This is a genomic window from Rhizobium sophoriradicis (assembly GCF_003939025.1).
Taxonomy (GTDB): domain Bacteria; phylum Pseudomonadota; class Alphaproteobacteria; order Rhizobiales; family Rhizobiaceae; genus Rhizobium; species Rhizobium sophoriradicis.
In genome coordinates this window covers 218,398-230,741 of the sequence record NZ_RQIH01000006.1, presented here as the reverse complement: position 1 = coordinate 230,741, position 12,344 = coordinate 218,398, and the positions used below count along the sequence as shown (strand labels likewise).

At 61.2% G+C, this 12,344-nt stretch carries 12 protein-coding genes and 1 pseudogene; 8 read left to right on the top strand and 5 right to left on the bottom strand.

All coding sequences use genetic code 11. From position 1 onward, the window contains the following. Window positions 1–27: 27 nt before the first annotated feature. A complete protein-coding gene (locus tag EFR00_RS12090; protein WP_077993323.1) occupies window positions 28–1,311 on the bottom strand; it encodes an O-acetylhomoserine aminocarboxypropyltransferase in 1,284 nt (427 codons plus the stop codon). 124 nt (window positions 1,312–1,435) lie between these two features. Beyond that, the gene (locus EFR00_RS12085) at window positions 1,436–1,864 is read right to left on the bottom strand and encodes a CoA-binding protein (protein ID WP_009995609.1); all 429 of its coding nucleotides are present in this window, start codon (window positions 1,862–1,864) and stop codon (window positions 1,436–1,438) included. 119 nt (window positions 1,865–1,983) lie between these two features. Between EFR00_RS12085 and EFR00_RS12080 the strand changes: the two genes are divergently transcribed. Together EFR00_RS12080 and EFR00_RS12075 are read left to right on the top strand one after the other, a co-directional pair. Continuing rightward, on the top strand, window positions 1,984–2,307 hold the full coding sequence (locus EFR00_RS12080) for a hypothetical protein (RefSeq protein ID WP_009995610.1): 324 nt from the start codon (window positions 1,984–1,986) through the stop codon (window positions 2,305–2,307). Window positions 2,308–2,777: 470 nt separating this feature from the next. Continuing rightward, window positions 2,778–3,614, top strand: coding sequence for an EamA family transporter (locus EFR00_RS12075; protein WP_077993321.1), 837 nt, complete (start codon window positions 2,778–2,780; stop codon window positions 3,612–3,614). Here the strand turns inward: EFR00_RS12075 and EFR00_RS12070 are convergent, their stop codons facing one another. Both EFR00_RS12070 and EFR00_RS12065 read right to left on the bottom strand, forming a co-directional pair. Next, window positions 3,615–4,442 (bottom strand): enoyl-CoA hydratase, encoded by an 828-nt coding sequence (locus tag EFR00_RS12070; RefSeq protein WP_009995713.1) that lies wholly within the window; start codon window positions 4,440–4,442, stop codon window positions 3,615–3,617. A gap of 94 nt (window positions 4,443–4,536) precedes the next feature. Then, window positions 4,537–4,767: a DUF1127 domain-containing protein gene (locus EFR00_RS12065; RefSeq protein WP_009995712.1), complete on the bottom strand. Its 231-nt coding sequence runs from the start codon at window positions 4,765–4,767 to the stop codon at window positions 4,537–4,539. 46 nt (window positions 4,768–4,813) lie between these two features. Here EFR00_RS12065 and EFR00_RS12060 point away from each other — a divergent pair, with 46 nt between their 5' ends. The 3 genes from EFR00_RS12060 to rpsI all read left to right on the top strand — a co-directional run bounded on the left by EFR00_RS12060 (window position 4,814) and on the right by rpsI (window position 6,990). After that, the gene (locus EFR00_RS12060) at window positions 4,814–5,740 is read left to right on the top strand and encodes a LysR family transcriptional regulator (protein WP_245435259.1); all 927 of its coding nucleotides are present in this window, start codon (window positions 4,814–4,816) and stop codon (window positions 5,738–5,740) included. A gap of 315 nt (window positions 5,741–6,055) precedes the next feature. Next, window positions 6,056–6,520 (top strand): 50S ribosomal protein L13, encoded by a 465-nt coding sequence (rplM, locus tag EFR00_RS12055; RefSeq protein WP_008521951.1) that lies wholly within the window; start codon window positions 6,056–6,058, stop codon window positions 6,518–6,520. Window positions 6,521–6,522: 2 nt separating this feature from the next. After that, on the top strand, window positions 6,523–6,990 hold the full coding sequence (gene rpsI, locus EFR00_RS12050) for a 30S ribosomal protein S9 (protein WP_009995734.1): 468 nt from the start codon (window positions 6,523–6,525) through the stop codon (window positions 6,988–6,990). 263 nt (window positions 6,991–7,253) lie between these two features. Here the strand turns inward: rpsI and EFR00_RS12045 are convergent. Continuing rightward, window positions 7,254–9,224, bottom strand: a pseudogene (locus EFR00_RS12045) (acyltransferase family protein). A gap of 365 nt (window positions 9,225–9,589) precedes the next feature. Between EFR00_RS12045 and speB the strand changes: the two are divergent. From speB to EFR00_RS12030, 3 genes are read left to right on the top strand one after another with little or no spacing between them, the layout of a single operon-like run. Continuing rightward, complete coding sequence (gene speB / locus EFR00_RS12040; RefSeq protein ID WP_077993315.1) at window positions 9,590–10,552, top strand: agmatinase; 963 nt, start codon at window positions 9,590–9,592, stop codon at window positions 10,550–10,552. A 58-nt stretch (window positions 10,553–10,610) separates the two neighbouring features. Beyond that, complete coding sequence (gene argC, locus EFR00_RS12035; RefSeq protein ID WP_009994231.1) at window positions 10,611–11,543, top strand: N-acetyl-gamma-glutamyl-phosphate reductase; 933 nt, start codon at window positions 10,611–10,613, stop codon at window positions 11,541–11,543. A gap of 4 nt (window positions 11,544–11,547) precedes the next feature. Further along, window positions 11,548–12,339: a sulfite exporter TauE/SafE family protein gene (locus tag EFR00_RS12030; protein WP_009994233.1), complete on the top strand. Its 792-nt coding sequence runs from the start codon at window positions 11,548–11,550 to the stop codon at window positions 12,337–12,339. The last annotated feature ends 5 nt before the right edge of the window (window positions 12,340–12,344 follow it).

Below are 12,344 nucleotides of genomic sequence, written 5' to 3'. Positions count from 1 at the left end.
CCAGCCTTACCTCCCGGTTGGGCTGTTTCAGATCTTCGAAAGCGCCTGTTCGAGGTCGGCGATGATGTCCTTGACGTCCTCGATGCCGACGGAAAGGCGCACCACATCGGGGCCGGCGCCGGCGGCGATCTTCTGTTCGTCGCTCAGCTGCCGGTGCGTCGTCGAGGCGGGATGGATGACGAGCGAGCGGGTGTCGCCGATGTTGGCAAGATGAGAGAAGAGCTCAAGGCCCTCGACCAGCGTTTTGCCCGCCTCATAATCGCCCTTGACGCCGAAGGTGAAGACGGAGCCGGCGCCCTTCGGCGAGTAGCGCTGCTGCAGGGTGTGGTTCGGGTCGTCCTCGAGGCCGGCATAATTCACCCAGGCGATCTTGCTGTGCGCCTTCAGCCACCTCGCCACGGCGATCGCATTGTCGCTGTGGCGCTGCATCCTGAGCGGCAATGTCTCGATCCCCGTCAGGATCAGGAAGGCGTTGAAGGGCGAGATCGCCGGCCCGAGATCGCGCAGGCCGAGAACGCGGGCGGCGATGGCGAAGGCGAAATTGCCGAAGGTCGCATGCAGGACCATGCCGTTATATTCCGGCCGCGGGCTGGACAGCATGGGGTAATTGCCGGATTTTGACCAGTCGAAAGTGCCGCCGTCGACGATAAGGCCGCCCATGGAATTGCCGTGGCCGCCGAGGAATTTCGTCAGCGAATGCACGACGATGTCGGCGCCGTGTTCGATCGGACGGATGAGATAGGGGGTTGCCATCGTATTGTCGACGATGAGCGGCAGGCCGTTGCGGTGCGCAACCTCGGCGATCGCCGCGATATCGACGAAGGTGCCACCGGGATTGGCGAGGCTCTCGATGAAGATGCCGCGCGTCTTCTCGTCGATCTGGCTTTCGAAGCTTGCCGGATCGGCGGAATCGGCCCAGCGCACCTGCCAGCCGAAATTCTCGAAGGCATGGCCGAACTGGTTGATCGAGCCGCCGTAAAGCTTGCGTGCAGCAATGAAATTCTCGCCGGGGCGCATGATGGTGTGGAAGACGATCATCTGTGCGGCATGGCCGGAGGCGACGGCAAGGGCCGCCGTGCCGCCCTCGAGCGCTGCGACGCGCTCCTCCAGCACGGCCTGCGTCGGGTTCATGATGCGCGTGTAGATATTGCCGAACGCCTGCAGGCCGAAGAGCGCGGCGGCATGATCGGAATCGTTGAAGACGTAAGCGGTCGTCTGGTAGATCGGCGTTACCCGCGCACCGGTCGCCGGGTCGGGCTGGGCGCCGGCATGGATCGCCAACGTGTTGAATCCCGGATCATTCTTGGCCATGTCGTCCTCCAGTTATTGCTGACGGCCGGGATCATAGCCTCTCCCGGACGAAAGTTAATCGCGATCCGTTTCAACCCACCGGCGTTCGGTGGAAAATCCGTCTCTGCGGAGCGCAGCAATGAGATCAGGCAATGAGCCGGGGATATTCGATCGCCGGGCAGCGGTTCATCACCACCTTGATGCCGGCGGCCTCCGCCTTTGCCGCAGCCGCATCGTCGCGGACGCCGAGCTGCGCCCAGATGACCTTCGGCAACGGCCTCAGCACCAGCGCCTCCTCGACGACGCCGTCCAGATATTCGGCAGCGCGAAAGACGTCGATCATGTCGATCGGCACAGGAATGTCGGCGAGCCGGGCAAAGACAGTGCGGCCGTGGATCTGTTTACCCGCCTGCCCCGGGTTGACCGGAATGACCTCATAGCCGCGCGACAGCAGGTAGCCCATGACGCCGTTGCTCGGCCGCGCCGGATTGGGCGAAGCGCCGGTCAGGGCGATGGTCTTCACCGAATGCAAGATGCCGGCGAGGAAGTCATCCGTGTAGCTGTCGTGATTCATGTCCGCTTCTCCACTTGCGAAAGTCGTTCGCCACGGCGCGCGTGATTTTTGCTTTTGCGTGAAACCAGTTGCGCGCCTTTCCCGTATATATGGGTTGGATAGTTTCTGAGGATGATTCGATGAAAAAAATCGCTCTTGCCCTCATGCTCGTGCTCGCCGCATCGCCGGCACTGGCAATCTCGCGCTACAATCCACTCACCATGAGCTGTGCCAGCGTGCGCGCCGCCATCCACAATCAGGGCGCCGTCATCTTCCGCTATCAGTCCCCCCGCGGTCTGCCCCTCTATGATCGTTACGTCCGCAACAGCCATTATTGCGACGCGACCGACTATGCCGAGTGGACCCACATCCCCTCGAAAGACGATCCTCGCTGCCCCGTTCTGAACTGTCAGAACATAGACAACCTGGACGGGATGCTGTTCGTTCCACATCATCAGCTTTGAGGTTTTTGCCGCCGTGATTGCGGCAGATGCCCTACGCCCTTCGCGTTTGCGAATGTTGGCTGGCTCAATCGCGCGCTACGATTTTCCAAGGAATTTACAATCAAAAGCTTTATTTTCCGCGTATTTCAAAGTTATAGAATAATATCTGTATTTCAGCAACATAGAATGATCCCTTCCGAAATTCCTCCGGGCGCTTTCCTCTTTCGTTCCCTTTAGGGCCACCCTATGTTCCGTCGTCCATTAGCAGCATCTCATAGTTGAGGAGATCTCGTGGATTGAACGTATGTCGCGCGCACGTAATAATTGTCGGGTACCCCGCGATTGTTTGGATATTGAAAGGGTGATATTCCAGACAGGAAGGCATCCGCGACCGCGGCAAAGCAGTTTCGTGCAAATCGCAGTTGTCCTTGCAGAAGCTTGCCCCGTCGGGGCGAAGCGCATGTCCTCCCCTGCAGTTTCGGATTTGGTCCTTGCCTCTCGACGTCATCCTGCTCGTTCTGTTCGGTGCATTGCTGCATGCGACATGGAACGCGATCGTCAAAGCGGGCAGCGACAAATCCCTTGATGCGGCGCTGATTTCGGCCGGCGGCGCGGTATCAGCCTTGCCGTTCCTGGCATTTTTGCCCTTGCCGCAAAGTGCGGCCTGGCCGTTCATCGGCGCTTCGGCCATCCTGCAGTTCGCCTATTTCCAGCTGGTAGCCGCCGCCTACCGGGCCGGGGATATCGGCCTGGTCTATCCGCTGATGCGTGGCTGCACGCCGTTGCTGATCGCCGCGACAAGCGGTGTCGTCCTCAGTGAAGACCTTTCCGGCGCCGCGCTCGCCGGCATCATGACGATCTCAGCCGGCGTCCTGACGCTCGCCCTGGAGGCGCGTCGGGGCAGTGGCCGTGCCGTCGTCCTCTCCATTGCCAATGCCTTCGTCATCGCCAGCTACACCTATGTCGATGGCATCGGCGCGCGCCTTTCAGGCAACGCGGTTTCCTATACGTTGTGGATGTCGCTGCTGCCGCCCATACTGCTGTTTGCCTGGGCGGCGTCCCGGCGCGGCAGCCTGACGGTGCTGCGCCACGTTCGCCGCAACTGGTGGCGCGGCCTTATCGGCGGCGCGGGTTCGATTGCTTCTTACGGACTGGCGCTCTGGGCAATGACGAAGGCCCCGGTCGCGACCGTCGCCGCGTTGCGGGAAACCGCGATCGTCTTCGGGCTGGTCATCTCGGTCGCCGTGTTCAAGGAAAAAGCCGGAATTTGGCGTTACGTCGCCGGCGTCGTCATCGCAGCCGGCGTGCTGGTTCTGAAGCTAGGGTGATCATTCACCCTTCCACTCCGGCTTGCGCTTGCTGAGAAAGGCGCCGATACCCTCCTGCGCATCCTGCGTCAGCATGTTCTCCACCATCACCCTGGCGGCATAGTCATAGGCCGCCTCCACCGGCAGTTCGAGCTGCCGATAGAAGGCCTCCTTGCCGATCTTTAGTGTCAATGGCGATTTGCCGGCGATCACGGCCGCATATTTGGCAACGACCTGCGCCAGATATTGCTTCGGCACGATGCGGTTGACGAGGCCGAAATCCTTGGCCGTCGAAGCATCGATCGTCTCGCCGGTCAGCAGCATCTCCATCGCCTGCTTGCGATGGGCGGCACGGGTTACCGCCACCATCGGCGTCGAACAGAACAGGCCGATATTGACGCCTGGCGTGCAGAACGTCGAGGTGTCCGTGCAGATGGCCAGATCACAGGAGGCAACGAGCTGACAGCCGGCAGCCGTTGCAAGCCCGTCGATCTCGGCGATGACGGGTTTTGGCAGATGGGTGATCTTCAGCATCAGATCGGCGCAGAGCCGGAAACTCTTCTCGAAGAAGGCAGCCCCCTGATCTTCATCGACGCGATGGGCGGTGAGTTCCTTGAGGTCATGGCCGGCGGAAAAGACGGAGCCGGTCGAGGCGATAACGATGACGCGCACATCAGCATCCGATCCCGCCTTTTCGAGCTCAGCCATCAGCGCCTCGAGAAGCGCGATCGAAAGCGCGTTGGCCGGCGGGTCGTTGAGCACGAGACGCAGCACGCCATCGCGCAGGGAGCGAAGCAACAACCCGTCCGCCCTGTCCGCTTCCTTCCGGAATGATACGATTTCGGCCATGATGCTGCTCCCTGCTGCTCGATTTCCACACAGCTGTTCTGCCACAAGGCGCCGGCACTTTCGAGCAGGATCCTCCCTCCCCCCGGCGGCATGGTCAGGACCAGAACCATGATTTCGATGTCTCGGCCGTCGCCTGCGCACGGGTCAGGCCGATATCGCGAAGGTCTTCATCGGTGAGTTCCGAAAGCCTGCGGCGGCTGCGTCGCTTTGTGAGCCAATGCTCGACGGCCGCCGACAAGCCTCGACCCCAGCGGACCGTCCGCCGGAGTTTCGACCGAAGCGCATTGCGCGGCGTTTCAAAGATTGCATCGAATTCCAGGGTCATCTCTTCGTCCTTTTCTCAACGAAGGAAGGATGCGCTGGAAGATGGAATGAAAGAAGCTTATGGATATTATGATGTGCATAAGGATTTCTTTTATATGCCACTTAATCTCGATCAGCTCGCGAGCTTCGTCAATGTCGCCGACCTCGGAAGCTTTACGGCCGCCGCCGACAAGGAGGGCGTGACGCAACCGGCGGTCAGCCTGCAGGTCAAAGGCCTTGAGCAGCGGCTCGGCGTCCGGCTGATCGAGCGTGTCGGACGGCGAGCGCAGCCGACGGCGGCGGGCCTTGACCTGCTTTCGCACGCGAGGCGTCTGCTTCAGCAAGTGGCAGCGGCGGAAGAAGCGATGCTGCCGCACAGGGAAGGCGCCAGCGGCCGCGTGCGCATCGGCAGCGGCGGCACCGCCTCGATCCACCTGCTTCCACGCGCCATCGCCGCTGCCAGGAAGGCGATGCCCGGCCTCGAAATCACCGTCCATATCGGCAATGCCGACGATATTCTGCGCGATCTGGAAACCAACAGTCTCGACATCGCCGTCGTCGCTCTGCCGGCCTCGGGACGGAATTTCGCGATCGAACCGTTTTACGAGGAGGAGTTGCTCGCGGTCGCTCCCGTCGGCAGCCTCGTGCCCGAAGGCGGGCCGGACGCTGCCTTCATGCGCGACAGGACGCTGCTGCTTTATGAGGGAGGCAATACGAGGCGAGCAATCGACGCTTGGTTGGCCGCCCCCGATATCAGGACCCGCCCTGCGATGGAGTTCGGCAGCGTCGAGGCTATCAAGGAGTTGGTGGCGGTGGGGCTCGGCTGGTCGATCCTGCCGGGGCTGGCGCTCAAGCGCGACCTTGCCGGTCTGGTGACAACGTCGTCGCTGAAACCGAAGCTCATGCGCCGGCTCGGCATGGTTCTGCGCCGGGACAAACATCTGACACGCGGCCTTCGGGAAATGATGAAATGTCTGCGGGAGTTCAAGGATTAGGACCACTTGCGATCCTGGCCCGTCGCGTCAAATCCAAGTCGCGGTAGCGGTAAAAAGCCAAAGCAGGCCATCCAGCGATCTCGGCAATTATGAGGTATTATAATACCGTATAGGTAAGTTGTTGTTTTTCCTATCGTTTTTTTCAGGTCGCCGAAAATGACGATATTGACCCGATGTCACATTCCCTTTATACACCGCACCAGAACGCAGCCTTCCGGGCTGCTTTCTTTTTGGCATGTCTTGCGCCTGCCAATCCAAGCAACAAGAAACGCCCTTCCAGCCTTCGGGCAAGGGTCCCAAAAGAGAGTATTCACTATGGCTACCTTCTCCCAGAAGCCTGCAGAGGTGGAGAAGAAGTGGGTGATCATCGACGCCGAAGGGCTGGTCGTTGGCCGTCTCGCTTCCATCATCGCTATGCGCCTGCGCGGCAAGCACAAGGCAACCTTCACCCCCCACGTTGACGACGGCGACAACGTCATCGTCATCAATGCCGACAAGGTCGTTTTCACCGGCAAGAAGTATTCCGACAAGGTCTACTACTGGCACACCGGTTACGCCGGCGGCATCAAGGAGCGCACCGCACGCCAGATCATCGAAGGCCGCTTCCCGGAGCGCGTCCTCGAAAAGGCCGTCGAGCGCATGGTTCCGCGCGGCCCGCTCGGCCGTCGCCAGATGAAGAACCTGCGCGTCTACGCCGGCGCCAACCATCCCCATGAAGCCCAGCAGCCGGTCGCCCTCGACGTTGCCGCGCTCAACAAAAAGAATGTAAGGAGCGCCTGATCATGGCTGACCTCTCCTCCCTGAAGGATCTCGGCACGGCTTCCGAAGCTGCTGCTCCGGCGCACGTCCGCAAGGTCGATTCGCTCGGCCGCTCCTACGCGACCGGCAAGCGCAAGAACGCCGTCGCCCGCGTCTGGGTCAAGCCGGGCTCCGGCAAGATCATCGTCAACGGCAAGGAATTCGCGGAATATTTCGCCCGTCCGGTGCTGCAGATGATCCTGCGCCAGCCGATCGTCGCGGCTGCCCGTGACGGCCAGTTCGACATCGTCGCAACCGTTGCCGGCGGCGGCCTCTCCGGCCAGGCCGGTGCCGTTCGCCACGGCCTTTCCAAGGCGCTCACCTACTTCGAACCGGGCCTGCGCTCGGTGCTGAAGAAGGGCGGCTTCCTGACCCGCGACAGCCGCGTCGTCGAACGCAAGAAGTACGGCAAGGCAAAAGCCCGCCGTTCGTTCCAGTTCTCCAAGCGCTAATCGCTTTGGACAGACGGAAATACGAAGGCCGGGGAAACCCGGCCTTTTTTGTTGTGCAATCGGCTCTTAAAAGGTCGGAGCCGCTGCAGCGCTGTGCGCGCTTCAGGACCCACAGCATGCCGCGCAAAACCATGCAGCGCTTCTGCGGCAACGGCATGCGTAAATAAAGCAGAAGGACGCGTCTGAAAGATCCGACGCGCTTCAGTCCTTTGGTTTTATGAAGGTCGTTACCGGAACCGCTGCACACTTCCGGGCGACATGCATTAGTCGGAAGCGAGCGCTGCCATACCATTCCCGTCCGCCATGTCGTCTCGCCCGAGAGTGACCATGATTTCGTCGGCGACGGCTTCCGCACCTGCCGGGGTGAAATGCACCTTGTCGGAAATGAAGGTCTTGCCTCCCCGCGCCAGATCGCACCGGCCCGTCTCCATCCCGCAGAAAATCTTGGCCGGATTGACGCGCAGCACATGGCTATCCTTGGGGTCGTCGAGATAGGCATAGGTAGGCGCCGATTGCTTGAGAAATTCATCCTAGGCGATCGTGATCGTCGGCGCCGGCGTGCCCTTGTGCATCAGCTTCGCGACCTTGGCGGTGATCTCCGTGTCGCCGCGCGGATGCGGATAGATGATGACGACGCGGATGCCGACCGACGTCAGCTCGCCGACGGTTTTGTCGAAGGCATCCCTCAACCGCTGCCCTACGTCTGATGTCGCGACTTCCTCGCCGCTGAACCTGTAGCGCGACTGCTCGAAAAAGATCTTCCAGGAGGCAGCGAGAAAGACCGTTTTCACCTTGCTCTTGACGAGATGGTCGATCGCCGCAGCGTTGAAGGCACCGCAGTCGCGCGCCTGGTGCGGGACCATCGAGACGTCGGCGATCGGCGCACAGAAGCTGTGGGTGATCTGCTGCAGGCCGATATTCATGCCGTCCAGACGCTTGGCCAGCGCCGGCGTCAGCGACGAGGCCAGGGAATCTCCGAGGATGGCGTATGTCTGTGCGTGGCTGCCGTTGAATACGCAGCCCTTGATCGGCATCGTATCCCAGCCCGACGCGCCCTCGAGAAGGCAGGTCTTGCTCCAATCATTGTTCGCCATGAATTCCTTGATTGGCGCAGGCAGACGCCATGGAATGCCGCGCGTGTCGTGGCCGTAAATGCCGAAGGTGATAAAGGCTGCAAGCACCACGGATACCGATGCGACCAGGCTGCGGGTCGACGGCAACAATCGGCGCTCACCCCTGCGGAACGGCTGCTCGACGAAACGCCACGAGATATAGGCCAGTACAAGCGAAAGGCAGGCGAGAGCGCCCATTACGGTCAGCGGCGGGGGATCAATACTACGGATCCGCGCAAAGGCAAAAAGCGGCTGATGCCAGAGATAGGCGCTGTAGCTGATCTGGCCGATCATCGTCAGGGCGCGGGTTGAAAGCATTGCCGCCACCCAGGTTCCCTGTCGCGCATAGAGCAGCACGAGCGTCGCGCCGACCACGGGAACCAGGGCAAGCGTCGAGGGTATGGGCGCGGTTTCGTCGAAATAGAGGACGGAGAAGGCGATCATGCCGAAGCCAACGAGCGACAACGGATTGCTGCCGCGCGTTTGCCCCTTTAACTGGATGAAACTGCAGATCGATCCGGCCAGAAATTCCCAGGCCCGCGACGGCAAGAAACAGAAATTGGCCGAGGGAAAGGCGCGCGACGCCCACTCGCTGTAGGCAAGGCTGGCAAGCGCGATCACAACCAGGACCGCAAAGAGCCAGCTCGGCTTGCGCTTCCACATGAATATGACGAGCAGCGGAAAGAACATGTAATACTGTTCTTCGACGGCCAGGCTCCAGATGTGAAGCAGCGGCACCTCTCCGGCCTCCGGCGCAAAATAGCCGCTCTTGAACCAGAACAGGAAATTGGCGCCGGAGAGGCTGGTGGCAATCAGGCTGTCGGAGAAGGCGCGAAACTCCTCCGGCATCACCCAAAGCCAGGCAAAGGGCAGACAGCACAGAACGACGAGAAACAGGGCTGGCAGGAGTCGGCGGGCGCGGCGCTCGAAGAACGCCGCCAGCGAGAAGGTGCCGTAGCGCATCTCCTCGAGGATGATCGAGGAGATCAGAAATCCGCTGATCACGAAGAAGACGTCGACGCCGATGAAACCGCCGCTGAAGAGACTAAAGCCCGCATGAAATAAAATAACGGGCATCACTGCGGCTGCCCGCAGGCCGTCAATCTCTCGTCGGTAAATCACTTAAATATTCCCAAAAATTTCGTATTCTTACCGACTATGAGCACCCGAATCTGCAATCCGGCCTTGCATAGAGAAACAGCAATTTTTCTGCAATTATAACTTTTGGGGAAGAACAGACTAAACCACAGCTTTTATCAAAATCGTCAGTGCAGAGGGATGACAGCGCCTCGTTGGCAAGCCTCGGCGATGCTGTTATCCGAACGACTGCTTGAAATCCGTTGACACCTCGCCTACCCCTTTCTGCGCAAAGGGATCGGCCAATTCCTTTGCGCGGACCAACGCCGACGCTCTGCGTCGAACACCCCGCAATGCAGCGTCTGCACTGGACGCGACATTGGTTCTGCGACCGAAACAAGGAGCATGACTTGGCGAACAAGACCATCGATCACGCCTTCACGGCGACCAGCCTCACCTCAGCTGCCAGCGACCCGACCTTTGCCGGCGCCCTGTCCTTCATGCGCCGCCGCTTCACCAAGGAACTTTCCGGCGTCGATGTCGCCGTCTGGGGCATTCCCTTCGACGCCGCCACATCGAACCGGCCGGGCACGCGCTTCGGCCCGCAAGCGATCCGGCGTGCCTCGGCGATCTTCGACAATGATGCGCAATATCCCTTCAACCGCGAATTGTTCGCCGACATGGCCGTGATCGACTACGGCGATTGCCTGCTCGATTACGGCAATCACCAGGATACGCCTGGCGCGATCGAACGCCAGGCGAACGTGATCCTCGACAGCGGCGTTTTTCTGCTGACGCTCGGCGGCGATCATTACGTCACCTGGCCGCTGCTGAAAGCGCATGCGGCAAAACACGGGCCGCTGGCGCTCGTGCAGTTCGACGCGCATCAGGACACCTGGTTCGACGAAGAGCGGCGTATCGACCATGGCTCATTCGTCGCACGGGCCACCCGCGAGGGCATCATCGACCCCGATCGCTCGATTCAGATCGGCATCCGCACCCATGCGCCGGAGGATTGCGGCATCAATATTCTCCATGGTCATCAGGTGGAGGATATGACTGCCGGCGACATCGCTTCGGCAATCATCTCCCACACTCGCGGGGCGCCGGCCTATCTCACCTTCGATATCGATTGCCTCGATCCGGCCTTTGCGCCCGGCACCGGCACGCCGGTCGCCGGCGGACCGTCGAGCGCCAAGATCCTCTCAGTGCTGCAGCGCCTGCATCAGCTCGATATTCGCGGCGCCGATATCGTCGAGGTTTCGCCACCTTACGACCACGCCGATATCACCGCCATTGCCGGGGCAACGGTGGCGATGTATATGCTGGGGCTTCATGCGGAGCGACGCGCCATCGCCGTGTCACAAGGCTGACTTATTATCCCAAAATGAATCCGGAAACCTTCTGAACCCATTGAAAGCGCAGGTTAACATGGCACCGAAAATCTTCATCGACGGCGAACACGGCACAACGGGTCTGCAGATCCGCACGCGCATGGCCGGCCGCCGCGATGTCGAGCTTCTGTCCATTCCCGAGGCTGAGCGGCGCAACGCCGCCATGCGCGAGGACATGCTGAACAACGCCGATATCGCCATTCTCTGCCTGCCCGACGATGCATCGAAGGAAGCGGTTCAGATGGTCTCGGTCAACAACAATGTGCGCGTCATCGACACCTCGACCGCCTTCCGTGTCAATCCCGGCTGGGCCTACGGCTTTGCCGAAATGGACGGCGCCCAGGCCGACAAGATCAAAGCCGCGCGTTTCGTCGCCAACCCCGGTTGCTATCCGACCGGTGCAATCGGCCTTATCCGGCCGCTGCGTGCCGCCGGCATTCTGCCGGACGGCTACCCGGTCACGGTCAATGCGGTTTCCGGCTATACCGGCGGTGGCAAGCAGATGATTGCCCAGATGGAAAATCCGGATCACCCGGATGCGATCTCCGCCCCGCATTTCCTCTACGGTCTTCCCCTCACCCACAAGCACGTGCCCGAAATGACGGTGCACGGCCTGCTCGACCGCGCACCGATCTTCTCGCCATCGGTCGGCAAATTCGCGCAGGGCATGATCGTGCAGGTGCCGCTGCATCTCGACGATCTCGCCGAGGGCACGACGATGGAGAGCATTCATGCGGCACTCGCCGCCCATTATGCCGGCCAGGACATCGTCACCGTCGTGCCGCTTTCCGACAGCAAGGCGCTCCCGCGTGTCAACGCCGTCGAACTCGAAGGCAAGGACACGATGAAGCTCTTCGTCTTCGGCACGCCGGGCGGTTCCCAGGTCAATCTGGTGGCGCTGCTCGACAATCTCGGCAAGGGCGCCTCGGGTGCCGCCGTGCAGAACATGGACCTGATGCTCGCTTCCTGACGTCATGACGCTGGATGCGCTTATCACCGACGGGCAGGCCTGGTTTGCCGCCGCCCTGCCCGATCACGGCATCTATGCCCTGATGGCCTTTGCCTTCATCGCCGGGCTCGCCCGCGGCTTTTCCGGTTTCGGGGCAGCGCTGATCTTCATTCCGCTCGGTGGCGCCATCATCGGGCCAAAACTGGCCTCGCCGATCCTGCTCGTCATCGATGGCATTGCCACGCTCGGGATGATTCCACCCGCTTGGCGCAACGCCAACCGGCCCGAGGTCTTCGTCATGGCCGCGGGTGCGGCACTCGGCGTCCCGGCCGGCACGGCAATGCTGGCACTGCTCGACCCGACGCTGTTGCGCTGGAGCATCACGATCATCGCCATCTCACTGCTCGCGCTTCTCGTCTCCGGATGGCGTTATCACGGCGCGCCTTCGGCACCACTCAGCAGCGGCGTCGGCCTGATTGCCGGCCTGTTCAGTGGCGCCGCACAGCTCGGCGGACCGCCTGTCGTCTCCTATTGGCTCGGCGGCAAGAGCGATTTCACGCGCGTCAGAGCCAATGTCGTGCTCTATTTCTCCATTTCCACCATCTTCAGCGCCATCAGCTATTATGTCGGCGGTCTGCTCGTCCCCGCCGTCTTTGCCCTGACGGCCGTCATTCTGCCGAGTTATGCGCTGGGGCTTTACGGCGGCTCGAAACTGTTCGGCCTGGCCGAGGAACGGACCTTCCGCATCGCCTGCTATGTGCTGATCGCCGCCGCTGCGATCATCGGCATGCCGCTGCTCGACGGCGTGCTGCGTTAAACGGC

Excerpts from the sequence above, each read along its gene's own strand:
- EFR00_RS12090 (WP_077993323.1), bottom strand. The coding sequence starts at position 1,311 with ATGGCCAAGAATGATCCGGGATTCAACACGTTGGCGATCCATGCCGGC.
- EFR00_RS12085 (WP_009995609.1), bottom strand. The coding sequence starts at position 1,864 with ATGAATCACGACAGCTACACGGATGACTTCCTCGCCGGCATCTTGCAT.
- EFR00_RS12080 (WP_009995610.1), top strand. The coding sequence starts at position 1,984 with ATGAAAAAAATCGCTCTTGCCCTCATGCTCGTGCTCGCCGCATCGCCG.
- EFR00_RS12070 (WP_009995713.1), bottom strand. The coding sequence starts at position 4,442 with ATGGCCGAAATCGTATCATTCCGGAAGGAAGCGGACAGGGCGGACGGG.
- EFR00_RS12065 (WP_009995712.1), bottom strand. The coding sequence starts at position 4,767 with ATGACCCTGGAATTCGATGCAATCTTTGAAACGCCGCGCAATGCGCTT.
- EFR00_RS12060 (WP_245435259.1), top strand. The coding sequence starts at position 4,814 with ATGAAAGAAGCTTATGGATATTATGATGTGCATAAGGATTTCTTTTAT.
- rplM (WP_008521951.1), top strand. The coding sequence starts at position 6,056 with ATGGCTACCTTCTCCCAGAAGCCTGCAGAGGTGGAGAAGAAGTGGGTG.
- rpsI (WP_009995734.1), top strand. The coding sequence starts at position 6,523 with ATGGCTGACCTCTCCTCCCTGAAGGATCTCGGCACGGCTTCCGAAGCT.
- argC (WP_009994231.1), top strand. The coding sequence starts at position 10,611 with ATGGCACCGAAAATCTTCATCGACGGCGAACACGGCACAACGGGTCTG.
- EFR00_RS12030 (WP_009994233.1), top strand. The coding sequence starts at position 11,548 with ATGACGCTGGATGCGCTTATCACCGACGGGCAGGCCTGGTTTGCCGCC.